Source organism: Saccharopolyspora sp. NPDC003752 (assembly GCF_053605825.1).
In genome coordinates this window covers 25608-48458 of record NZ_JBSGJZ010000014.1, presented here as the reverse complement: position 1 = coordinate 48458, position 22851 = coordinate 25608, and the positions used below count along the sequence as shown (strand labels likewise).

The window sequence follows — 22851 nt, the reverse complement described above, 5'->3', positions numbered from 1 at the left end:
CCGAGTCCGGCGCCGATGCTGTGATACCCGGCGTCCTCTGCCGCTGGCGCGTGCGCCATCAGGTCGGACATCGAAAGCACGGCCCCGGACAGCGCCCACTTCATGGCGGTCTCCTCCGATCGCCGGTGTCCTCAGTACGCGTTCTCGCCTCGTACGACGGCCTCGGCCCCGCCGTCGACGAAGAGCATCTGCCCGGTGATATGGGTGTTTTCGGGACGGATCAACCACACCAGTGCGTCCGCCACCACCTCGGGGCGCATCCACCCGCCGAAGCGGGACGGCACCGACTGCCGGATCAAGTGCACGCCTTCTTCGGAAGACCGCAACTGCTCGGTCATCGGCGTGAGGACCACGCCCGGCCCCACCGCGTTCAGCGCGATGCCGGCACCCGCCCACTCGTCGGTGATGGCCGTACGACGCACCCACTGGGTGACCGCTCGCTTCGAGCTGGCGTAGAGCTGGCTGCCACGACCACCGGCCACGGCCTCGTCCGCCAGAGCAAGTGCCCGCGCCTCGTCACGGGCACCGCATGCCGCCACCACATCAGGGTCGAACGGCTGAGTCGCCGAAATCGACGATGTGATGGCGACACGTGGTGCGGCGGCGGTCGCGAGCGCCGGCCGAAGGCCGTCCAGCAGGTCCACGACCCCGAAGAAGTTGACCTTGATGTCCAGGGGTGTGAGGGAGGATGTGCCGGCACAAGCGACGACCGCGTCAACGCGGCCACCTGTTCGGTCCAGCACCCCGGCAACCGCGGACTGCCGGCCCGATCTTGTGGACAGGTCCGCGATGACGTCGACGCCGTGGCGGTCGACACCGACGACCTGATCGCCGGCTTCCCGCACCATCTGCGCGGTTGCTGCCCCGATTCCTGACGCTGCTCCCGTGACAACGATCTGGCGACGGCTCATGGAGCACTCCTCACTGTCTGCTCCGGCACAACGTACGAACCGCGCGGGCACCGGTGGGCTGGCATCTCGATCAGCGAGACTTCGGATTCCGATGGGGTCCAGGTCCTCCTCGAGGCACCCGAGAGCCTCGCCGTGGATCCGGACAGCGCCGGAAACTTCTGGCTGTCCGGCTGGATCGCACATCGCGCCGACGAGCTGCGGGGCAGCTCACGACGAAGAGGAGGGCTACGCAGCTGGCGCAGGTGCTAGCGCACGTCGTCGAAACCCGTCAGGTACGGGCCGATCTCGCGGACGCGACCGTCGGCAGCCGCGTTCCGCCCGGCGACGCGACCGAAGGCGAGCGCATCCGCGATGTGCATCCCGCCGTCCTTGCACCAGCTGTAGGTGGAGCTGACGCTGCCCGCCGCGTACAAGCCTGGGATCGCCGCGCCGAAGGCGTCCAGCACGTGGCACTGCTCGTCGCGGCGCGGCCCGCCGTTGCTCCAGGCCAGCAGCGGCTCTGAGACGAAGGAGTAGTACGGGCCCTCGCCGAGCTGCACCAGGGTTTCGGGTGCGCGGCCGAATCTGGTGTCCACCCCGGCTGCGCACGCCGCGTTGTACTCCGCCACGGTGCGCACCAGCACTGCTGGATCGACCTCGAGCTGTGCGGCCAGCTCTTCGAGGGTGTCTGCGGCGCGGATCCATCCCTTGGCGATCTCCGCGCTGTTGTCGGCGCTCCACTCGTAGTGCTCCACCAGCAGGTTCCAGCCGACCGGGAGCAGTTGGCGCCCGGGCGAGATCGGCCCGGCCCGTCGGGTCGCCTCGTCGAACACCACATGCGTGCGGCGGGTCGGGAAGTGCTCGTAAGCCCCGTTCAGCAACGCGTGGCCGTGCCCGCTGCGCGGCAGTTCGTCACCGCACCGGGCGCCGTCCGGACCGAGGTGGATGAAGCCCTTGGCGAAGGGGAAGGCGACGTAGAAACCGCTGTCGTAGCCGGGAACGCGGAGTCCGCTGATCGTCATCATGTTGTCCATGTGCCACATCCCGGCACCGGCCTTCTGCGCCATCCGGTGTCCGTCGCCGGTCGCGTGGGGAGTGCCCCAGACCGTGGCCTCCGGCAGGCGCAGGTAGTCGCGGACCATCCCGGCATCCGCCTCGAATCCGCCGGTGGCCAGCACCACGCCGCGCCGCGACCGGACTCGCAGCGGCGTGCCGTCGCGGTCCGCGGCTACCACGCCGAGCACGGCGCCGGTGGCATCTTGCACCAGCTCCAGCGCAGGCGTTTCCAGCAGCACCTCGATGCCCCGCGCGCGCACAGCGCTGGAGAGCGCATCGAACAGCTGTTGATCGCCGAGCCGGCCGCCGACCGCGAGATAGCCGCCGTAGGAGTCGCTGCCGTCCAGCTCCGGGAACTCCGGCCGGTAGTCCCCGACGACGTCGACGGAGGCGCCGACCGCCTGGCGCATCCACGAGGTGATCCGCTGGGTCTCGGCGGCCCACACCTCGGCCACCGGTTCCGGCACCGGGTAACCACCGCACAGGCTGCGCAGGTACACCACGGCCCGGGACGGGTCGAGGTTGTGGAACCACGCGCCACCGGAGACCCGGGTGTTGCCCCCCTCTCGCCCAGCGGGCATCTTGTCCAGCACCACCACCTCGGCACCGGCATCGTGCGCCTCGATCGCCGCCGCGCAGCCGGCCGCGCCCATACCCAGCACCACGACGTCGGCCTGCCGGTTCCAAGCCGCGCGCGGCGACGTCTGGTTCACGGTGTCCATCTGCCTGCTCCACTTCGCTCAGCCGTTCGCACCCGGTTTCCGCAACGCCGCCCGCACTGCCGCCAGAACCTCGTTGCGCATCGCCTTCGCCCAGAAGGTGCTTCAGACGGCCGAGTCTGCGCGCAGCCGCGCAGGGCAAGTCCTCCCGTCTCGATCAGCGAGACCCGGGATCGGCCACGGAGGTGCGCTGTGGATCGGTCAGCGCCGGGCGATCAGCAGCTCCGGCATCGCGCCTCGGTGGTGCGAGCGAGCTCCACCGCCTCGGCCGGACCTATCACCGCCCCCGCTCAGCACCCGTTCCCACGCCTGACCGCCCCATCTCAGAACTGCGCCTGATCGACGGCCCGCAATCCGCTCACCTGCGACGACGGCGCGGAGCGCCGGCGAACGGACTTGATCCCGCTGAACAAGACCTGGTAATCCTGGACCTGTTCAGCGCGGGCAGCCCTCGTCCTGGCTGAACACGGCGAGGAGGCCGAGCACATGGGCAACGACATCGTCGAAGCGATCCGCGAGTTGTCACCGGGCATCCGCGAGCGCGCCAAGCAGACCGAGACCGACCGCCGGCTCCCGGACTCCACCATGGCAGCGCTGGTCGACTGCGGGCTCTTCACGATGCTCCAGCCCGAAGACTCCGGCGGCACCCAGCAATCCCCGGTCGACTTCTTCGCAGCGATCCGCACGCTGGCCGCGGCATGTCCATCGACCGGGTGGACCGCATCGCTGCTGGGTGCCGCCCCGTGGCACGTGACCTTGCTGGGACTGCAAGCTCGGGCCGACGTCTGGGGGGAGGATCGCACCGCGCTGGTGTCCACGTCCTACGCACCGAACGGGCGGCTGGTCGCAGTTGATGGCGGATACCGGCTCTCCGGCGAGTGGAAAGCAGCACCCGGTGTGGACCACTGCTCGTGGTGCCTGCTCGGATGCCTGCTGCTGGGCCCGGCCGGATCCCCGGTCGACTACCTGACGGTCCTCGTGCCGCGTTCCGACTTCTGCCTCGAAGAGGCGTGGAACGTGGTGGGCTTGCGGGGATCCGGGAACAAGGACGTCTCGGTGCGGGACGCCTTCGTGCCCGCACATCGTGCTTTCGGGGCCGCTGGCCGGGAAAAGCCCGCCAACCCGCGGACAGACTTCGAAGCGCCTCCCATGTACCGCATCCCGCTCTCCCTGATCCACTGCACGGCGGCCACGATGCCGATCATCGGCGCCGCCGAAGGCGCCTACGAATACCACCTGAACCGGATGCGCGACCGCAACAAGTTCAGCCACGGCGGGCAGCAGCAGACCGAGGACGGTTCCGCCTACCTCGCGATTGCCCGCGGGGAGAGCGACCTGGACGCCGCCGTCCTGCAGATCGAACGCGATCTGCACGACCACCTGGAGCACGCGAACCGCGATCAGCCGGTCCCCCTGCCGTTGCGCCTGCGGGCCCGCCGCAACCAGGTGCGGGCCGCGGAACGAGGCCTGGAGGCACTGGATCTGCTGTTCAAGGCCGCAGGTGGGCACGCCGTGCAGATGGACGCACCGATCCAACGCGCTTGGCGCGATGCGCACACCGCCGCCGCGCACATGGCCAACAACGCCGAGCACCCGCTGACGCTGTACGGGCGCTGGCGACACGGAGTCACCGTGGACGACAGCATGATCATGCCCTGAACTCGGTGACGACGATCGGACATCCGCTCGCTGAGCGTTGCCGGAGCGGCGCGTTCTTGCCGCCGATCGCGAGCTGTGTCTAGTGTTTACGGCGGAAATGCATCAGAGCCGTCCGATGTCCCGGAGAGTGGAACCGAAAACCTGGTCGACCAGCGCAGAACCAGAGGTGTCAGCATTGACGAGCGACGAAGCTCCCACCCGGCAGACTCCGCAGGACGCAAGTTCCACACCGGCCTCGATGGTCGAGCGGATGACGCTGGTCCTCGACGCCTTCGACGGCCGGGCGAGTCGGCTTCGACTCGACGACATCACCGAGATCACCGGACTGCCCCGCTCGACCTCGCACCGCATCCTGGACCAGCTCGCCAGGCTCGGCTGGCTGACGCACACGCCAGGCGGTTACGCCCTCGGCCAACGCGCGCTCCAGTTCGGCGGCGGCTTGGACGACCGGCCCGGACTGCGCGCCGCAGCGGTGCCGCTGCTGGAAAAGCTGCACGCCCTGACCGGCAAGACCATCTATCTCGGAGTGCTCGAATTCGGCGGCGTGGTCCTCCTCGACCGGTTCAGCGGAACCGCGACCGGAACGCTGCTTTCGCACGCGGGTGCCCGAGTCCCGGCGCACGCGACCAGCCTGGGCAAAGCGATGCTAGCCCAGTTGTCGCCCGAGGAGGTCGATGCGCTGTTCAAGGACGGTCTGCTGCCGTGCACGCACGCCACCATCACGCAGCTCCAGGTCATGCACCAGGAGTTGCGGCGCATCCGCAGCAGGCACGGATTGGCCTTCGAACGCGACGAGCACTTCATCGGCGTTTCCGGTATCGGTACCGCGATCCGCGGTCCAGACCGGATGATCGCCGGGATCAGCCTCTGCGATGGCACGGACGTCGAGTCGATGGAACGGTGGGCGCCACTGCTCCTCGACGTCGCCAAGCGGATTTCGCTTCGGTTGAACCAGGAACCGGCCGAATCCGCTGCGGGACCCGAGCTCTCGGACAGCATCATGGCGCGCATTCTCGCGGTCCTGAACGACGACGCGCTGCTGTAGTCCCGCCCACGTCGTCCCTCTCCCCGGCTTCAACATGCCGGCCACCCGACCGGACCCGGTGGCCTCCTGTCCCGCTCAACAGGATCCGCCTCTGAGCCGGACCGCACCGGCCGCATTCTCGTCGTGGCGCTCATCGAGCTCATTCGGCAACGACCGCACGCACGAAGGATGTGACCGCACCGTGGCCATGAACGAGGCGACAACGGCAGAAATCCCCGATACCCAGCGGGACTCCATGGGAGGCGCGTTCGCCGCGTGGACCGCACCGGCCGGGCAGGCCATCGAAGTGGCACCGCGGTCCTGGCAGGTTTGCGCCAGGGTGGTCAACGTCGGCGTGATCGAGACCGACGCGGGGCTGGTCCTGATCGATTGCGGTCTGCCCAAGGACGGTCCGGAGCTGTTGAAGCTGGTGCGCTCGGTGACCTCCGCACCGTTGCACACCGTCATCTTCACGCACGGCCACATCGACCACGCCTTCGGCCTGGGCCCATTCCTCGAGGAAGCCGAGCGGCCGCCGCGGATCGTCGCGCATGCCAAGGTCGCGGAACGGTTCCGAAGGTACTCCCGCACCGCCGGGTACAACGCAGCGGCCAACACCAGGCAGTCCGGTGGTCCGGGCCCCGGGCGGCCCGCCACGTGGTGGCCGCAGCAGGAGCACGAGTTCTTCTGGCCGGACACCGTCTACCAGGACTCGTTGGTGCTGAAGATCGGCGGCGAGGAGATCGTGCTGCGACACGCGGCGGGCGAGACCGACGACGCCACCTGGGTGTGGGTTCCCGGCCGCGAGCTGGTCTGCGTCGGCGACCTGTGGATCGACGCCTTCCCGAACGCCGGCAACCCGCAGAAGGTCCAGCGCTACGCCGACGAGTGGGCGCAATCCGCGCGAGCAATCGCAGCCACCGGCGCGAAGGCGATGATCCCGGGGCACGGCATGCCGGTCACGGAGGCGGCGGCCATCCGCAGCCGGTTCGACGACCTGGCCACCTACCTGGAGCACATCGTCGCCTACACGATCGACGCGCTGAACGCGGGCAAGGACCACAACGAGATCGTCACGCAGTTCCGCCCGCCCGCCGAACTCGCCGCAAAACCCCACCTGCAGCCCCTGCACGACCGGCCCGAGTTCGCGGTGCGCAACGTGATCCGGCGCTACGGCGGCTGGTGGAACGGCCGCGCCGCGGATCTGCTGCCCCCGCCGACCTTCGACCACGCGCGGGAACTCGTCGCGCTCGCCGGTGGCCCGGCACCGTTCGTGACGCGCGCCCGAGCGCTCGCCGCGGAAGACCTCGCACTGGCCTGCCAGCTGGCCGAGTGGGCTGTTCTGGGCGCACCGGACGACGTCGAGGCGCACCGCTGCTTCGTGGAAGTCTTCGCCGAACGACTTGCCGGCGAAACCGCTTACCAGGCAAGGGGAATTTACAAGGAGGCAATTGCCCGATCCGAAGCGCGGCTGGCCGAACTCGGCGCCCGCGCCGGTTGACGCACGAGCCCGCATCCTCGGCAGATCAGCATCGTCAGCGCGGGTGTCCCGGTACGTCCCGGTGATCGGGACGCCCCCCTCGCCCCACCACCGTGCGCGCGACGCTCGCAACGCACAGAAGGAAGTGGAGGCGACATGGTCAACCGATACGTCCTGCCCATCCAACCCGATCCGTCGAACATCCCACCGGCGCTCGACGTTCGCGACCAGACACCGGCCTACCCGGTCCCGCAACGTGCCGCGGCACCCGGGAACGCGCCCAACGTCCTGCTGATCCTGGTCGACGACATGGGCTTCGGCGCGTCCTCCGCCTTCGGCGGTCCGTGCCGGATGCCGGCGGCCGAACGGCTGGCCGCCGATGGCCTGAAGTACAACCGGTTCCACACCACGGCGATCTGCGCCCCGACGAGGGCTGCGCTGCTGACCGGACGAAATCACCACAGCACCGGGATGGGCACGGTGCCCGAGCTCGCCACTTCGGCACCTGGGTACAACTGCATCCGCCCGGCGTCGATGGCCACGATCACCAGGGTGCTGTCCTGCAACGGCTACGCCACCGGTGCTTTCGGCAAGATGCACCAGACTCCGGGCTGGGAACTCGGTGAGACCGGGCCGTTCGATCGCTGGCCCACCAACGAGGGGTTCGACCGCTTCTACGGGTTCCTGGGCGCCGAGACCAACCAGTTCACGCCGCGGCTTCACGACGGGCTCACGCCCATTGAGCCACCGAAGACCGCGGCGGAGGGCTATCACCTGTCCGAAGACCTGGTCGACCGGGCCACCGAGTGGATCACCAACCTCGGCGAGCTCGAACCGGGCCGCCCCTGGTTCTGCCACCTCAGCTTCGGCGCCTGCCACGATCCGCTGCACGTGCCGGACGGCTGGCGGGGCCGCTACCGCGGCGAGTTCGCCCACGGCTGGGATGTCGAGCGGGAGCGGATCTTCCAGCGCCAGAAGGAACTCGGCGTGGTGCCACCGGATGCGGAACTGCCTCCGTGGGACCCCGAAATGCCGCGCTGGGACGAGCTGGACGACGACCAGCGGGTCGCGGCCGAGCGGCTCATGGAGCTCTACGCCGAGTTCGCCGAGCACATGGACAGCCAGGTCGGGCGGCTGATCGACGCCCTCGACGACCTCGGCCAGCTGGACAACACGCTGGTGTTCTACATCCTCGGCGACAACGGCGCGGCGGCCGAAGGCGGCGTGGACGGCTCCGCGAACCTGGCCAAGAACCTCAACCAGGTGCCCAGCTCGGCCGCCGAGATCGTGGCTCAGCTCGACGAGCTGGGCGGGCCTTCGACCTACCCGCACTACCCGATCGCCTGGGCCACGGTCATGGACACCCCGTACCAGTGGTCTAAGAAGTTCGCCTCGCACTACGGCGGAACCCGCAACGGCATGATCGTGCACTGGCCGGCCGGGTTCACCAGCCGCGGCGAGATCCGCTCCCAGTGGCACCACTGCATCGACGTCGCGCCGACCATCCTGGAAGCGGCCGGGTTGCCCGAACCGGAGATCGTCGACGGGGTCCGGCAGTCCCCCGTCGAAGGCACCTCGTTCCACTACACCTTCGACGGCCCGGAAGAGCCCGATCGGCACATCACCCAGTACTTCGAAATGCTCGGCAGCCGCGGCATCTACCACGACGGCTGGACCGCGGTCGCCAGGCACCGGGACTCCCCGGCGAGCACGTCCCGCGCTCCCCTGCCGTCCTTCACCGAGGACGTCTGGGAGCTCTACGAAACGCGCTCGGATTGGACGCAGGCGCGCGACCTCGCCGACCAGCACCCCGAGAAGCTCGCAGCCCTGCAGCAGAAGTTCCTGATCGAGGCGGTGAAGCACGGGGTCCTGCCACTGGATGACAGGCTGTTCGAACGCTTCATCCCGAACCTCGCCCCGCGACCGGACCTGCTGGGCGACCGGAAGTCGATGGTGTTGCACCCGAGCATGCGCGGACTGCCCGAGGACTGCGCGCCGAACCTCAAGAACACGTCCTTCACCCTCCTGGCCACGGTCGACGTGCCACCCCAGCCTGCGGACGGAGTGCTGGTCGCGCAAGGCAGCAGATTCGCGGGTTGGTCGCTCTACGTCAACGACGGGCGACCGGTCTACTGCTACAACATGTGCGGCGACCGGATCTACGTCCACGGCGCCGACCCCCTGCGGCCCGGCCGCCGGGAGGTCGAGCTGCGCTTCACCTACGACGGCGGCGGAATCGGCAAGGGTGGCACGGCGACGATCCTGGTGGACGGGGAGATCACCGCCGAAGGCCGGCTGCCCCGGACGGTCGGCTTCAAGTTCTCCATGGACGAAACGCTCGACGTGGGGCGGGATCGCGGGACTCCGGTCTCCGAGGAGTACTGCGAAGGCATCGGCAACGCCTATCAGGGAACCCTGCGCGACGTGTTCATCACCTTGGGCGAGGACAGCGTCGCCGTCGACCCCGCATCGCAGCGGGAGGTCGCGCTCCGGGTGCATTGAAGCAGCGACCGCACCAGCGAATTCACTTCGCTTCGCTGGTGCGGTCGGGGCCCATCGCTCGTCGATTCCTCAGATCACTCGCGCCTGCACCGGGACTGCTCCGGAGACGGCCGCTTCGCTGATCGATTCGCGCAGCGCCTGGCAGCTCGGTGCGACCGCGCCGGTCGCCGGCCGGTGGCCATCCCGTTCCGCGCACAGGGCTACCGCATCCTCGTCCCATTGGATGCTCGTCTGCTGCCAACTCGACTTCCGCACGCCGACCGCGGCCGCGCAACGCCGACACGACACCGGCGTCATCGGCGCGTCGTCGAGCCGGTTGTCCACGTGAATCATCCGCCACCTCCAAGCGTTCTGCCGTCCGTGCTCCCCAGAACAGCTTGCGATCCGAAACCCCCGAGGTGCGCACCTGTCTCACCCATCGGGATATTCCCGATGGCGCAGTCGTCGCAGCGGAGGCTCAACGGATGCGATCCGTCGAGAGTGGACACTGCCGACTCGCACGAGCGCCGCCCAGCTCGGCGGAAATCCTGCACCTGGCAGTTCCTTCCCACTGCCGCGACGAAGCCGCTCGACTCGATCCCCACCAACTGCGGAGGCATTCCCGTGACAGAGCCGATGGAACACGATCACCCCGCCCGGCCAGCGGATCGAGGGGCCGGGACCGAGCGTCCCCGGTGGCAGTGCGCGGTCATCGTGGTAGCGCTGATCCTGATCTGCGAGAACGCGAACTTCGAGTTCACCATGGTGTCCCCGGGCTTGCCGGACATCGCCTCGTCTTTTCAGACCGCCCACGTGGCGCTGGTGATGACCACCGTCTTCGTCGTGTCGTCGGTGTGCCTGCCCATCATGGGAAAGCTCGCCGACATCCACGGCAAGAAGCGCATCCTAGTGGTCACGTCGATCGTGTTCGCCGCAGGATGTGCTCTGTGCGCGCTGGCACCATCCTTCTGGCAGCTCCTGGTCGGCCGCGCGCTGCAATCGACGTTCGTGATCGTCTACGTCGTCAGCTACGGCCTCGTCCGCGACCTGCTCCCGCCTCGGCTCGTTCCGCTCGGCGTGGGCACGATCGGGGTGGGCACCGGCGTCTCAGCCGTGATCGGCCCGGTCCTGGGCGGGTTCCTCATCGACAACTACGGGTTTCGAAGCGTCTTCTGGTTCCTGCTCTGCTACGACCTCACGGTGGCCGCCCTGGTCTTCCTGCTCGTGCCGGAGAGCCCGGTGCGAATCCGCCACCGCCTCGACCTCTTCGGCGGCGCGCTCTTCGGCCTCAGCATGGGTGCCTTCGTCTTCGCCGCGGTGAACCACCAGTCTGCGATCATCTCCGTGTTCGCCGGTCTGGCGCTGCTGGCCCTGTTCATCGCAGTCGAGCGGCGCCATCCAGAGCCGCTGATCAGCCTGCCACTGCTGACCAGGCCGAGCGTGTGGCTGACGCTCGTCGCCGCGGGCATGACGGCCTTCTGCGCCACCGGGATCAGCTCAGTGCTGATGCCGCAGATGCTGCGCACACCCCACGTACCGGGATTGGCGGACTACGGGATGGGCATGAGCGCCCTGCAATACGGTTCGTCCTTCGGCCTCGTGTTCGGCATCGTCGGCGCCATCTGCGGCTTCCTGGCCGGCTGGGCGAGCCGTCGCTACTCACCACGCACAGCGCTGCTGGTGTCGATCGCCGCCTTGGCGTCGGGGACTGCGTTGATCCTGACCGGCTGGGTGACCGGCCCAGCACCCATCGCCGTCACGGCCGCTCTGATGGGCGTCGGCCTGGGCTTCCTGTACGCAGGTGCGAACAATCTCATCATCGAAGCAGTGCCCGCCACGGTGCAAGGTGTCAGCACGTCGTTGCTCTACACGGCGATGGGTGTCATGAATGCCGTCAGCACCGCAGTCGTCGGCGCCATCACAGCGAGCCACCAGGTGCCGTTGAACTGGGCCGGCCACCACCTGACTGTCGTCACTGCCGATGGTTTCCGCATCGCCTACCTCGTGCTGCTGGGTGGCTGCATCGCTGCGCTCGTCATCGCGCTGATCATGCGCCATGGCCGCGCTCCAGCCACCGGAGGGATGCCGAACGTCCCGTGAAAACGAGGGGCTCTGCGAGCGACGGTGTTCGGCGTCTTCAGCTATGCCCACGGCGCCCAGCCGACGCAGCGCGCGGCGCGCAGGCGCGGTGCGTACCGCCGGTTCCACTGAGCGTTTTTCATCCTGGTCGGCCCGCAGCCGCGGGTCGCAAAGCTGCACGTCGATGAGGTGTCGCATGCGCCGCAGGCGCATAGCCCACCTACGACACCGGCACCGCCGCGGGTTCTCAGAGGCTTCCTGGCGAGGACGGCCCTGACGCCGTGTATTTGGGCATACATAAGTCAGGGCACCCACAGACCAGGGAGCCTCTGAGGTTCCGCTACCCGCACCGCCACGCAAATCGAGGTTGGAAAACCTCACCGGATGTGGCCGGGGAGTTCTCGGCGCGCGCCCATGCGAGCGCAGGCCACCAGGGTCTGCGCTCGCTGGGTGCTCCGCTTGCGGCGGAAGATCACCGATCCGCGGAATCGGGTTGGACACCGCCGGTCGCGGGCTGCCGTCCGTGCCGCATGAGCAGGGTCAGGACGAGTCCCACGACCGCAACCGCGGTGAGGATCAGGAAGGCGTTCCGGAATCCGGTCAATCCGTAGACAACCGCACCCGTGCTCGGCTCGATCCGCACCACGTCGGCCGCGATGACCGCCCCGCCGACCGCGGCGGCGATCGATCCCGCGACCTGCTCGACGGTGAACTTCATCGACGCAGTCACGCCCTGCACCTTCGCAGGCACGGCTTCGACGATCAGATTGGCCGCCGCGGCGAAGAAGGAACCCTGCCCCACACCCAGCAAGGCCGCCATCACCGCGACCTTCCACCGCTCATCGACGAACCCGGACGCGATGAGCGCCATCGCGAGTGTCCAGCCGACGCAGCTGGTCAGCAGCGCCGCCCGCGGGTTCGCCCACCGGCACACGAAACCGGCCAGGAAACCGAAGAGGGCATTGCACACGCCGGACACCATCGCGAAGCTGACGGCGTACTGCATGGCGGACAGGCCGAGACCCGTGGGGTTGCGCAACAGCAGCGGCATGAGCACCGCCTGGGCACCCACGAGGAACCCGATCGCGGTGGCGCTGGCCAACGTCATGGCGACGGCCGGACGGGCGAGCAACGTCATGGAGATCAGCGGCTGGCTCTTCCGGCGCTCCACCAGCACGAACAGCACGAGCAGCACGATCCCGAGCACGACTGCCGGAAGTCGCCACCCGGGGATCGTTGCGGCGGCGACCAGTCCGACCACCCCGAACCCCAGCAGGGCCGCACCGATGAGATCGAGGCGCTGGGCGATCCGCACCGGCGATTCGGGCACGAACACCAGCACGAGCAATCCGGTGACGACGATGTAGCCGAGCAGGAACCAGAAAGCTGCGCGGAAACCGACGGAGTCGATCAACGCTCCACCGACGAACGGCCCCACAACACCGGAAACCCCGAGGCCGACGCCCATTCCGCCGATCGCGATCGGCACCCAGCGAGGTGGCAGCAGGTCCCGCATCATGCCGTAGGTGATCACCGGGCCGACCAGGCCGAGGCCCTGCAGCCCCCGACCGACCAGGAACAGCGGATATGACTGGGCGAGCGCGCACACCAATGTGCCGACCACGAAGGACAGCGACCCGATCAGCAGCGCGCGCTTCTTGCCGTGGATGTCGCCCCACTTCGCCAGCAGCGGCACGATCACCGCGGCGAACAGCAGCGGCACCGACATCACCAGGCTGATGTGGGCGGAGCCGAACACCGCGGCCATGTCCGGCAGACCGGGCATGACCACCGTGAACTCGAACGCGAAGACCTCGTTGATCAGGACGAGGAGGATGAGGACCAACAGGGGGTGTCGCAGTTTCCGGTCGGATCCGGCCACCTGCCGGGGAGCCGTGAGCGAATCATCCGCGGGCGGGGAAGACGTCATCTCCATGCACCTCCGAGTGGGGGGTCGAGGTTGGGGTTCACTGGCTGACGCCGATCATCCGCCGCAAGTCCTCTTCGGACAGTGCCTCGATCGGCTCGGCGTGCACCACGCCAGCGTTGTTCACCAGGCCGAACATCGCCTCGGCGCGGACCGCCACGTCCGTCCACTGCTGTTCGAGGGTGACGTCCAGCCGGTGGAGAACCGCCCGCTCCCCCAGTTCGTCGGGGAGCTCCTCGCCCTGGTCGTCCAGCACCACCCGAGCGCCCTCCGCAACCAACTTGCGGGCGAATTCGGCGCCCATACCTCGCGCCCCACCGGTGACGATCACGATCCCGCCGTCCACGCGTCCCATCTCAGCCTCCTGCCTCCCGGAATCCGAAAACGGTGCCGCGATCGATCCTCCGGTCCGTGTCCCGCGCGGAACACCTCAGTCCCGGCTACCGGAACAGGCGGTAGAAGTCGGTGTCCGCACCGGTGCGGACACCGAGCCCCTCCGGCGAATCCGGTCGTACCACTCACTGGGACAGCCGTTGATCACACCGTTTCGGGGTTCTTAATTTCGGAATCAGGATTGCCGTTCATGGGCGACCAATTCGGTTCGCCCGCCATCGTGAAGGGTCTGATGCCGCCATGTCCGCTGCGGAAGTCGACGAGGACGAGATCAGGAACATCGAAGCCGCCGAGATCAACGCCCGGTTCACTCGCGGTTGGCACTGCCTGGGGCTGGCTCGCGACTTCTCCGACGGCAAACCGCACACCGTAGCCGCGTTCGGCGGCAAGCTCGTCGTCTTCGAAGGCCAGGACGGCACGCTGAACGCGCTCGACGCCTACTGCCGGCACATGGGCGGGGATTTGAGCCAGGGCACCGTCAAGGGCGATGAAATCGCTTGCCCTTTCCACGACTGGCGCTGGGGCGGGGACGGCCGGTGCAAGCAGATCCCCTACGCCCGCCGCGTGCCGGTGCGCGCCCGCACCGCGGCCTGGCCGACCCTCGTCCAGGACGGCATGCTCTTCGTCTGGAACGACCCGGAGGGCAACCCACCGATCGAGGAACAGGCGATCCCGGCGATCAAGGAGTTCGCCGAGGGCGATTGGACCGACTGGTGGTGGAGCTCGATGGTCGTCCACACCAACTGCCGCGAGGTGATCGACAACGTCGTGGACATGGCGCACTTCTTCTACGTCCACAAGGCGTTTCCCCGGTACTTCAAGAACATCTTCGAAGGGCACATCGCCACCCAGTACTTCGACGGCACCGCGCGGGAGGACGTGGTGCAGTACCTGAACGACGTGGTCCCCACGGACGGGCCGCAGTTCACCGGAAGTGAATCGGTGGCCTCGTACTTCGGTCCGTCCTTCATGATCGACTGGCTGAACCAGGTCTTCGAGGACGGCCCGCGTCCGATCGTGCAGATCAATGCGCACTACCCCATCGACAAGAACAGCTTTCTGCTCCACTTCGGTGTGCGGATGCAGAAGCATGCCGGTATGACCGACGCCAACGCCGCCGAGGTGGCGGAGAAGTCGGCGCGGCAGGTCTTGAAGGGGTTCTTGGAGGACGTGAAGATCTGGAAATCCAAGACGCGCATCGACAATCCGCTGCTCTGCGAGGAGGACGGGCCCGTCTACCAGCTCCGGCGGTGGTACGAGCAGTTCTACGTCGACATCGCCGACGTCGCACCGGAGATGACGAACCGGTTCGAGTTCGAGATCGACACCACGAAGGCCGTCGAGGCGTGGGAGCGCGAGGTCGCGGAAAACCTCGCCCGCGGAGCGGAGACCGACGCACCAGCCTGACCCGCGCGCAGCCGCGACCAGCGCTTCCCGCATCGTGGCCCGTTCGTCCCGGCTGCTGGCCGAGATCGCGCACGCCCACGGGCTCAAGCACCACACGACGCTGACCGGATTCAAATGAGGTTTTTCCAGCCTCGTTCTGCGTGGCGGTGCGGGTAGCGGAACCTCAGAGGCTCCCTGGTCTGTGGGTGCCCTGACTTATGTATGTCCAGGTCGACAACCTCATCTTCGGCCGCGAACGGGCTCCCGGGTACCGCATCGACCCGGACGCCGTCCGCGACAAGGACGGGATCTCGGCCTGCGTCGCGACCGCCCTGCTCGCAGGTGAGCTGCGGAACCAGGATTAGGATCCAACTCCGCGCCACGGCCTGTGCTGAACGACCATATCGGGGCCATCAGAGAACCGACGAGCTCGCGCAGTACGTCCGAGTGGGCGCTGTGCCGACTGGTGAGCCGACTGACGCCGATCGCCGATATGGAGGAGATGTGAACGAGAGCTCCAGGGATTCCATGAGCTGCGGGTGCGGGGCTCCCGGGCGTAGTGCGTTCGCGCCGCCTGGGCCGGGCACGGGCGAGGCCGTTCCCACGGAGGCTGCGGGCGGTCACGCGATCGAGCAGGCGCGGATCCCAGCGGGGTCGTTCACGATGGGCGACTCATCGGGTGACCGCAATCCGGCGGATGGCGAGACGCCGCTGCACCGCGTGACGCTCGACGGCTTCGAGATCGACGCGACCACCGTGACCAACGCCGCCTTCGCGCGCTTCGCCGATGCGACGGGGTATCGCACCGAGGCCGAGACCTTCGGATTCTCCGCGGTGTTCCACCTCGCGGTGGCCGCACCCGACGACGATATCGTCGGCCAACCGCCGGGCACCCCGTGGTGGCTCGGCGTGCGCGGCGCCGACTGGCGGCACCCAGGCGGATCCCGCTCCGACCTCGACGGACTCGACGACCATCCCGTCGTGCACGTGAGCTGGAACGACGCGATCGCCTACTGCGCGTGGGCGGGCCGACGCCTGCCAACCGAGGCCGAGTGGGAGTACGCGGCGCGCGGCGGCATCGACGGCGCGAAGTACCCGTGGGGCGACGCCGAGGTCGACGACGGCAGCTGGCGCGCCAACATCTGGCAGGGCGTCTTCCCCCGCGAGAACACGCTCGAAGACGGCTGGCTCACGACGGCTCCCGTCCGCACGTTCGAGGCCAACGGATACGGCCTGTGGCAGCCCGTGGGCAATGTGTGGGAGTGGTGCCAGGACTGGTTCGACCCGCGCACTTACGCGCGCGGAGCTGCGACGAACCCCGCAGGCCCCGACACCGGCGCGGTGCGCGTGCTGCGCGGAGGCAGCTACCTCTGCCACAACTCGTACTGCAACCGCTACCGCAATTCGGCCCGGTCGCAGAACACTCCCGACTCATCGATGGGCAACGCAGGCTTCCGCACCGTCGCCCGCACGAAGTCGCAGCCATGAGCGAACATCGCGGAGCGTGGCCATCTCTGCGGACAACCGCGCGAAAGGCTCCATCAGCGATCACCGCAGCTCGCCGTCTACTTGTCTTGAGGCCGCGAAGGAATTCTCAAACATAGCGGTTCTTGCTCATGCAAGATTCTCCGACCGTTCACATCCACGGCTGAGTCTGTAGCTCTCTCCTACCAACCCTTTTCCCGCGGGAGCGTCATGACCGCAATCAATCGTCGAAGCATGCTGCTCGGTGCCGCTGGTGCCGCTGCTGCGGGCCTGGCCCTCGCCGGCCCCGCTGAAGCCACACCGAACGGCGGCAAGCGTGAGCCCCTTCAAGCCGGCCCGGGTAAGAAGTGGGACCTCGACGGCAACGCCCAGCGCTTCCGCGGCAACACGGTCGTCTGCCCCGTGCCTCAGGACTCGGCCTTCTTCAACGCCCAGAAACAGGCCCAGGACATCATGAAGCGGTCGTCGTTGGCCGACCAGTACGTCTGTCTGCCGCACAACAGCATGCACATGACCGTGTTCGACGTGACCACCCAGAACACCATCATCAACAAGCAGCTGCCGCCGTGGTTGGCGGACTGCCACGACATGACCGAGGTTTCGCAGCGAGTTCTGGCCCGCCTGCAGAAGTCCCGTCTGACGCCGCTCGGCCCGATCACCATGAAAGCCAAGGGCTTCCGCCCATTCGACGCGAACTTCACCATGGACCTCACCCCGGCCGACGACGCCACGTTCACCACCCTGTGGACGGCTCGCCGGGAGCTACGGGACCTGCTCGACATCCGCGCCGCGAACTTCGACACGTACCAGTTCCACTCGACGATCGGTTACCGCCTGGTCAAGCCACTGCCCTCCGACACACGTCCGATGGAGAAAATCGCCGCGGAAATGACCCGGCTCTTCACCGGCACAGCCTCGACCATGACCTTGGAACCCGCCGCGTTCAACCTGTTCGACGACATGCTGGCATTCCCGCAGTTGTGGCTCCTGCCACGCGCCTGACACCTTGCCGCACGCCAGCGAGCATCCCGTTTGGATCTCGATGGGTGAGTGGTCGAGGCGAGAACGTCTCTCGTAGTGCGCCGATGCTCAGGCGACTACTCAGCACTGTTCGCCGCGTAGTGAAGCAGCCGGCCCTCGTCGATGGCCGTGAGGAAGACAGCGCTGCACTTCCCCCCGGCAAGCCGCCGTGGCCCGGTCTGCCCAGGCTCAACGAGATTCTGGACCGCGAGCCGATGTCGAGTGCGTGGTTCGGGCGGAGTGCTAGTCAGCTGACAGCAGGTGCTGCCGGAGGAAGGAGACGCTGGGGGCGGTGGCGTCGTCGGTGTAGGCGATCGCGTGCCGGCTGCCGGGGAGCAGTCGTGTCTCAACTGGGGTGCCGACGGCTCGGAGGCGGCCGGCGAAGTCGGTCATCTGGTCCTCGGCGACGAGTTCGTCGGCCGAGTTGAACAGCAGGGTGGGCGGGCCGGCGGCGGTGACGTTGTGGGCGGGCGAGGCTTTTTCGGCAGTGCTGGCGCAGACGCTGGTGAGCGGGAAGCAGCCGAGGTAGATCGGGGCCATCGTCAGGGCGAGGAAGTGGTTCTTGGGGCCGCCGTGGACGGTCAGGTCGTAGGGGCCGGACCAGCCGACGACGGCTTTGAGAGGGGCGTGCCCGGAGGTGACGGCTTGCATGATCAGGTGCGCGCCGGCCGAGGTGCCCAGGCCGCCGATCCGGTCGGGGTCGATGCCCAATCGGGCTCCGTTCGCGTGGATGTATGCGATAGCGGCCTGCACGTCCTGCTCTTCTCGCGGGTAGCGCGGCGCGGACAGCTCGTAGTCGATGTTGAACACCACGAGTCCGGCCGCGGCGGCCTGGCGGGCCTCGGAGTCGAGCAGCGTGCGCGACCCGCGCGCCCAGCCGCCGCCGTGCACCATGACCACGGCGGGGGCGTCTGGCTGCGGGTCGGGCGGAAAGTACACAGTCATCGCTTGCGGGCCGTGGTCGGTCGGGTACGAAGACTCCGCCGTGGTCACGGCGCGTGCGCACGCAGCGGCCGGGGTCTCGGCAGCGGCCACATCGGCGCCGAGGACGACCGCCACAACCGCTGCCGTCGCCGAGCGGGCCAGAGTGCTGAATGGAGGCATGGCTGTTCCTAGTCAGGGTCGGGGTGAGGACGGTCTCGGAGTAGGCCGACAGGGTGATCGATGTGGCAACGCGACCGCAGCGCCCCACCCGAAACCGCGATCAACGCCTGAGCTGACCACCGTCCATCTCAGTTCACCGCGGTGTGCCTTCGATACTGCTCGAGGGCTTCGGCGAACGCGGTGTAGATGCGCTTGGCGTCGGGGACGACGAGGTTGTCTGCGGCGGCGAGGGCGTGGGCGAGCAGCTGGTCCCGGACCGATTGGTAGGCCGGGTCGTCGGCGAGGTTGATCCGCTCCCCCGGGTCCGTTGTGCGGTCGGCCAGGAAGACGTCTCGTTCTCCTTCCGCTGGTGGGGCGCCGTCGATGCGGATGTTGAGGTCCAGCCGGTAGCGGTTGGTGCGCACGCACAGTCGCTGCGGCCATCCGCTGCTGTCTCGCCACAGGCCCGCGGCCAGGTTCGGGAAGGCTCGGCTTTCCGGTGCGCCGTAACCGATCACGCTCACGATGTGGTCCGGTGCCGGATCGCGGAACAGGTCCCGGCCCCGCATGCCGGCGGGCTCGACGCCGCACAGGCCGAGCACGGTGCGGGCGAGGTCCTCGCTGGAGGCGAGGTCGCCGCGTCGCTGTCCGCCGGGAAGCAGCTCGGGGCAGGACACGATCAGCGGCACGCGGTGGCTGTGCGGGGCGAAGGTGTGCTTGCCGAATCCGCCGTCTTCACCGAGGTAGGCGCCGTGATCGGAGGTCAGCACGACCACAGTGGACTCCCGTAGACCGCGCGCGGTCAAGGCGTCGAGCAACGCGCCGACCTGTTCGTCCAGCCACGCTACCGCGCCGTAGTAGAGGCGCCGGGCCGTCGCCAGTTCGTCGTCGGACATCTCGGTTCCGCCGTTGATGCGCCCGAATTCCCGCTCGAACAAGCTGATCGTGCCGTCGGCCGGCGCGCCGAACGGCACGTCGCGGTACCGGCAGGCCCACGGTTCGGGCACGACCACCGGGGTATGCGGTTGCAGGAAGGACGCTCGGAGCAAGAACGGGCCGTCACCAAGCTCGTCCAGCGCCCGAACCGCGTTGCGGGCGACTGCGTTCGCACTGAACTCGGCGTGCTCGGGCAGCACCGACCCGACCAGGTGCCCGACTTCCGGTGTGCTCAGGATGTCCGCGCCGACCCGCTGAACGTCGCGCATCAGGTCCGGCATGCTGCTACCCGCCGGATCATGGCGCTGCCAGGGTGTGAGGGCTGGTGGGATGTGCTCCTTGCCGTAGGTGTGCGTGGCCCAACCCGCGTCGGCGAGCAGTTCCGGGAAAGTCACCAGAGCATCCGGCACGGGGTGGCCCGGTACTTGCGCCTCGTTGCCGTAGATGCCGGTGTCACCCGGGTTGCGACCGGTCAGCATGGCAACCCGTGCGGGCACGCAGACCGGCGCGGCGCTGTAGGCGCTGTCGAACACGACTCCCTCGCGCGCGAGTTCGTCGATGCGCGGCGTCGAGACTTCCGGCCGGGCATTGCCGTAGCAGCTCAACGCGTCGGCTCTCAACTCGTCGCACAGGATCCACAGCACATTGCGCTGTTTCGTCATGGTGACCCGTTCCCCTTGCTCATCGCGGCGGTCAGCCTTGCTCGGCGGCGCGCAGGCGCAGCTGAGCCTCGAGCCGGGCGACGTCGCGCGGATAGGTGCGGTACAGCGCGGTGCAGTACAGGCCGTTGACGATCATGAGAATGCCGGGGAACAACAGCATGACCGTGCTCAACCCCAGCGTTGCTGCGAGAAAACCGGCGGAAAGGTTCAACGCGATGAAAGCGATGGCCTCGAAAACCGAGAGCATCAGCGCGAACGCGGCGCCGCGCAGTTCCGGCGGCACGACGGCGGCGACGATCGGACGGTTCACGCTGGGGTTGATGCCCTGCATGAATCCCATCGTGGTCCAGAAGATCGCGAAGATGGCGATCGAACCCCAGTCGATCTGCATGCCGAGCAGGGCTGCGGTACCGATGCCGAACTGCGCGGTCTGGAGCACGACTACATGACCGCGCTGCGGGAAGCGAGCGTTCAGGAGGTCGGTGACCACACCGCCGCCGAACGTGCCGATCAGGAAGCCGGCGCCGAAGGGCAGCATGACCAGCGTGGCGACCTCCGTGGTCAACCCGCGCTCCTGGACCAGGAACAACACCCCGAACGTGGCGATCAGCAGTTGGCCGGCCAGCAACCGCTGGCCGAGCATCAGCACGAAGGTGGGAATGCGGGCCAGCTGACCGATCTTCGCCCAGGTCAGCTTCGAGGCGGCGGCCCGCTGGGCGGCCGTGCGGTTGCGCAGCGCCGGTTCGCTCGCCCCCAACCCGGGGTCCTGGAATCCGACGATGATGCCGATGGTGATCAGCACGCCGATCGCCCCGGAGGCGAAGAAGCCGATCCGCCAGCCATCGGGGACCCGGGCGAGCTGTCCGAGCAGCGGCCCGAGCACGGAACTCAGCAGTGCGATCATGCCCCAGGTGTAGCCGTTGGCACGGCCCCTGGAGCGTTCGTCGAACAGGTCGGCGATGATCTCGGTGACGATCGGCAGCCCCGCGGCGATGAACACCGCGGCCACCGACCAGGCGAGGATCAGCTGTCCGTAGTTCTGCGCCAGGCCGGTCGCCGCGGTACAGGCGGAAACCAGCGCCGTGGTGATGACGAGCGTCCCCTTGCGACTGGTGCGGTGCGCGACCCAGTTCCACACCGGACCGAAGACGATCCCGATCGCCTTGCTCACCGACACCAGTACGCCGACGGCACTGACCGGCAGTGCGAGCGCGGCGATGATCACCGGGGACAGGCTGCTCAGAACGGACGTCTCGTTGTTGTCCGACCAGAAAGCGGCGGAGACCGAAGCGAGCTTGCGCCACCTGTGGGGCACGATGGGGGCACCGCCGGCCGCGGTCCCGGTTCGTTCGGCTGCGGGCTTGGTCAGCGGTGCGCTGGTTTCGTCTGCGTTCATGGCGTGCTCCCGCCAAGCGAAGAGGTATCCGATGGAGCGCTGGACAGCACATATCGTCGATCTGGTGTGGAAACCCGTTGCGCAGAGCCGTGTTTCAGAACGCACACCAGCAGGAAGTCGCCGGTCAGAAACCATCCGCGCAACGGGTCGAGGTGAGATCGTGGCGTCGCCGGCGACGGCCGAAGCCGCCGCCGATTCGGACCACGGTTTCGGCGGACTTTTTTCATCCTCTGTGCGGAATACCTGTGTCTCTGGGTCGTGAGTGGTCATGGCTGCTGGGGCGACCACAGGCACTCACGACCCCTGTGCGTCCGGGACCTGACCTGACACCGCGGACCAGGATGAAAAACTTCAACGGAAACTGCGATTCTCCCGGGCGGAACCGCCGGCTCGGGGTCGAGCAGGATCACTCTCGTCCGGCGCTCGTCCTCTCGGCCGACCAGCCGGCGTCGTCGAGCTTGGCCGCGAGTTCCCGCAGCCAGTCGATCCAGGCGTCCACCGCAGCCGCGCCCTTGTGGTGCAGTTCTTCGGCGATGAACCGGGTCCGGTCGAGGTCGGCTTCCGGCCGCGGCGCCCGCGGCTCGATCGACCGGTCGCGGTCGCGATTGGACATCACCTGAAGCACCCTGCAGTCCAGCTCCTGCGCGACCAGTTCACGCGCCCGCACCGGGTCCAGCATGGCGGTGAACAGCAGTCGGCAGGTGAACTCCGGTTCCTGGAAGCGGCGAGGCGGATCGTAGGGCGAGGCCACCCATCGCCGCAGCCGCCCGAAGCCCTGGTCGGTGAGCCGGTAGATCTTCGCGTCCGGGCCGCCGCCGCGCGGGTCGACGTCGAAGTCGATCAGCCCGTCGACGTGCATCTTGTTCAGTTCGCGGTAGATCTGGCTGGCATGCCGGTCCAGGCCCAGGAACTGGCCCTCGGTGGTCAGCCACTTCTTGATCTCGTAGCCGGACATCCGGTCCATGGCCAGCATGCCCAGCAGCGGGAACTCGAGCTTCATCGCACAGTACCCATTCCACTTTACGATAAGTGCAAATGCATCTAGCATCGGTCAGCGTAGTTCGCTGACGGGGCGTCCGTCCAGCCCTTCCGACCATGCGCGCCACTCGTTGCAGTCCTGGGGTCGATCCGCCGCGACGGATTCGCCGAACCCCGTTGCCGGCCTCGAATCTTTG

Annotated in this window: 18 protein-coding genes; 9 read left to right on the top strand and 9 right to left on the bottom strand. The window is 68.0% G+C overall.

The window, feature by feature from the left end; all coding sequences use genetic code 11:
- Positions 1-131: 131 nt before the first annotated feature.
- Both ACWEV3_RS19760 and ACWEV3_RS19755 read right to left on the bottom strand, forming a co-directional pair.
- A complete protein-coding gene (locus tag ACWEV3_RS19760) occupies positions 132-962 on the bottom strand; it encodes an SDR family oxidoreductase (protein ID WP_452615279.1) in 831 nt (276 codons plus the stop codon).
- 194 nt (positions 963-1156) lie between these two features.
- Positions 1157-2668, bottom strand: coding sequence for an FAD-dependent oxidoreductase (locus ACWEV3_RS19755; RefSeq protein WP_452615278.1), 1512 nt, complete (start codon positions 2666-2668; stop codon positions 1157-1159).
- 483 nt (positions 2669-3151) lie between these two features.
- Here ACWEV3_RS19755 and hsaA point away from each other — a divergent pair, with 483 nt between their 5' ends.
- From hsaA to ACWEV3_RS19735, 4 genes are all read left to right on the top strand, one after another.
- Positions 3152-4324, top strand: coding sequence for a 3-hydroxy-9,10-secoandrosta-1,3,5(10)-triene-9,17-dione monooxygenase oxygenase subunit (gene hsaA, locus ACWEV3_RS19750; RefSeq protein ID WP_452615277.1), 1173 nt, complete (start codon positions 3152-3154; stop codon positions 4322-4324).
- Positions 4325-4499: 175 nt separating this feature from the next.
- Entirely contained in the window at positions 4500-5369 is an 870-nt protein-coding gene (locus tag ACWEV3_RS19745) for an IclR family transcriptional regulator (protein ID WP_452615276.1), read from the top strand.
- A 187-nt stretch (positions 5370-5556) separates the two neighbouring features.
- Positions 5557-6849: an alkyl sulfatase dimerization domain-containing protein gene (locus tag ACWEV3_RS19740; protein WP_452615275.1), complete on the top strand. Its 1293-nt coding sequence runs from the start codon at positions 5557-5559 to the stop codon at positions 6847-6849.
- A gap of 135 nt (positions 6850-6984) precedes the next feature.
- Positions 6985-9330, top strand: a complete 2346-nt coding sequence (locus ACWEV3_RS19735) for an arylsulfatase (RefSeq protein WP_452615274.1) — start codon at positions 6985-6987, stop codon at positions 9328-9330.
- Positions 9331-9399: 69 nt separating this feature from the next.
- Here ACWEV3_RS19735 and ACWEV3_RS19730 read toward each other — a convergent pair whose 3' ends face one another.
- Complete coding sequence (locus tag ACWEV3_RS19730; protein WP_452615273.1) at positions 9400-9663, bottom strand: ferredoxin; 264 nt, start codon at positions 9661-9663, stop codon at positions 9400-9402.
- A gap of 99 nt (positions 9664-9762) precedes the next feature.
- Here ACWEV3_RS19730 and ACWEV3_RS19725 point away from each other — a divergent pair, with 99 nt between their 5' ends.
- Positions 9763-11409 (top strand): MFS transporter, encoded by a 1647-nt coding sequence (locus ACWEV3_RS19725; protein ID WP_452615272.1) that lies wholly within the window; start codon positions 9763-9765, stop codon positions 11407-11409.
- Between the two features lie 451 nt (positions 11410-11860).
- On the opposite strand, the gene ACWEV3_RS19720 is transcribed toward ACWEV3_RS19725, so the two are convergent.
- Together ACWEV3_RS19720 and ACWEV3_RS19715 are read right to left on the bottom strand one after the other, a co-directional pair.
- Positions 11861-13318, bottom strand: coding sequence for an MFS transporter (locus tag ACWEV3_RS19720; protein ID WP_452615271.1), 1458 nt, complete (start codon positions 13316-13318; stop codon positions 11861-11863).
- A gap of 37 nt (positions 13319-13355) precedes the next feature.
- The gene (locus ACWEV3_RS19715) at positions 13356-13670 is read right to left on the bottom strand and encodes an SDR family NAD(P)-dependent oxidoreductase (RefSeq protein WP_452615270.1); all 315 of its coding nucleotides are present in this window, start codon (positions 13668-13670) and stop codon (positions 13356-13358) included.
- Between the two features lie 278 nt (positions 13671-13948).
- Between ACWEV3_RS19715 and ACWEV3_RS19710 the strand changes: the two genes are divergently transcribed.
- From ACWEV3_RS19710 to ACWEV3_RS19695, 4 genes are all read left to right on the top strand, one after another.
- The gene (locus ACWEV3_RS19710; protein WP_452615269.1) at positions 13949-15115 is read left to right on the top strand and encodes a Rieske 2Fe-2S domain-containing protein; all 1167 of its coding nucleotides are present in this window, start codon (positions 13949-13951) and stop codon (positions 15113-15115) included.
- A 197-nt stretch (positions 15116-15312) separates the two neighbouring features.
- Positions 15313-15459, top strand: a complete 147-nt coding sequence (locus ACWEV3_RS19705) for a hypothetical protein (protein WP_452615268.1) — start codon at positions 15313-15315, stop codon at positions 15457-15459.
- Positions 15460-15622: 163 nt separating this feature from the next.
- The gene (locus tag ACWEV3_RS19700; protein ID WP_452615430.1) at positions 15623-16582 is read left to right on the top strand and encodes a formylglycine-generating enzyme family protein; all 960 of its coding nucleotides are present in this window, start codon (positions 15623-15625) and stop codon (positions 16580-16582) included.
- 207 nt (positions 16583-16789) lie between these two features.
- On the top strand, positions 16790-17581 hold the full coding sequence (locus ACWEV3_RS19695) for a DUF1868 domain-containing protein (protein WP_452615267.1): 792 nt from the start codon (positions 16790-16792) through the stop codon (positions 17579-17581).
- Positions 17582-17842: 261 nt separating this feature from the next.
- Here the strand turns inward: ACWEV3_RS19695 and ACWEV3_RS19690 are convergent, their stop codons facing one another.
- From ACWEV3_RS19690 to ACWEV3_RS19675, 4 genes are all read right to left on the bottom strand, one after another.
- Positions 17843-18703 carry an alpha/beta hydrolase gene (locus ACWEV3_RS19690; RefSeq protein WP_452615266.1) on the bottom strand — a complete coding sequence of 287 codons (861 nt, stop codon included), beginning with the start codon at positions 18701-18703 and terminating at the stop codon, positions 17843-17845.
- A 128-nt stretch (positions 18704-18831) separates the two neighbouring features.
- Positions 18832-20280 carry a sulfatase family protein gene (locus ACWEV3_RS19685; protein WP_452615265.1) on the bottom strand — a complete coding sequence of 483 codons (1449 nt, stop codon included), beginning with the start codon at positions 20278-20280 and terminating at the stop codon, positions 18832-18834.
- A 31-nt stretch (positions 20281-20311) separates the two neighbouring features.
- Positions 20312-21946: an MFS transporter gene (locus ACWEV3_RS19680; RefSeq protein ID WP_452615264.1), complete on the bottom strand. Its 1635-nt coding sequence runs from the start codon at positions 21944-21946 to the stop codon at positions 20312-20314.
- 136 nt (positions 21947-22082) lie between these two features.
- Positions 22083-22676, bottom strand: a complete 594-nt coding sequence (locus ACWEV3_RS19675) for a PadR family transcriptional regulator (RefSeq protein ID WP_452615263.1) — start codon at positions 22674-22676, stop codon at positions 22083-22085.
- Positions 22677-22851 lie beyond the last annotated feature (175 nt).

Bases quoted from the DNA above. Each gene is read 5' to 3' on its own strand.
- ACWEV3_RS19755 (WP_452615278.1), bottom strand. From the start codon at position 2,668: ATGGACACCGTGAACCAGACGTCGCCGCGCGCGGCTTGGAACCGGCAG.
- hsaA (WP_452615277.1), top strand. From the start codon at position 3,152: ATGGGCAACGACATCGTCGAAGCGATCCGCGAGTTGTCACCGGGCATC.
- ACWEV3_RS19740 (WP_452615275.1), top strand. From the start codon at position 5,557: ATGAACGAGGCGACAACGGCAGAAATCCCCGATACCCAGCGGGACTCC.
- ACWEV3_RS19735 (WP_452615274.1), top strand. From the start codon at position 6,985: ATGGTCAACCGATACGTCCTGCCCATCCAACCCGATCCGTCGAACATC.
- ACWEV3_RS19730 (WP_452615273.1), bottom strand. From the start codon at position 9,663: ATGATTCACGTGGACAACCGGCTCGACGACGCGCCGATGACGCCGGTG.
- ACWEV3_RS19725 (WP_452615272.1), top strand. From the start codon at position 9,763: ATGGCGCAGTCGTCGCAGCGGAGGCTCAACGGATGCGATCCGTCGAGA.
- ACWEV3_RS19720 (WP_452615271.1), bottom strand. From the start codon at position 13,318: ATGACGTCTTCCCCGCCCGCGGATGATTCGCTCACGGCTCCCCGGCAG.
- ACWEV3_RS19715 (WP_452615270.1), bottom strand. From the start codon at position 13,670: ATGGGACGCGTGGACGGCGGGATCGTGATCGTCACCGGTGGGGCGCGA.
- ACWEV3_RS19710 (WP_452615269.1), top strand. From the start codon at position 13,949: ATGTCCGCTGCGGAAGTCGACGAGGACGAGATCAGGAACATCGAAGCC.
- ACWEV3_RS19705 (WP_452615268.1), top strand. From the start codon at position 15,313: ATGTATGTCCAGGTCGACAACCTCATCTTCGGCCGCGAACGGGCTCCC.
- ACWEV3_RS19700 (WP_452615430.1), top strand. From the start codon at position 15,623: ATGAGCTGCGGGTGCGGGGCTCCCGGGCGTAGTGCGTTCGCGCCGCCT.
- ACWEV3_RS19695 (WP_452615267.1), top strand. From the start codon at position 16,790: ATGACCGCAATCAATCGTCGAAGCATGCTGCTCGGTGCCGCTGGTGCC.
- ACWEV3_RS19690 (WP_452615266.1), bottom strand. From the start codon at position 18,703: ATGCCTCCATTCAGCACTCTGGCCCGCTCGGCGACGGCAGCGGTTGTG.
- ACWEV3_RS19685 (WP_452615265.1), bottom strand. From the start codon at position 20,280: ATGACGAAACAGCGCAATGTGCTGTGGATCCTGTGCGACGAGTTGAGA.
- ACWEV3_RS19680 (WP_452615264.1), bottom strand. From the start codon at position 21,946: ATGACCACTCACGACCCAGAGACACAGGTATTCCGCACAGAGGATGAA.
- ACWEV3_RS19675 (WP_452615263.1), bottom strand. From the start codon at position 22,676: ATGAAGCTCGAGTTCCCGCTGCTGGGCATGCTGGCCATGGACCGGATG.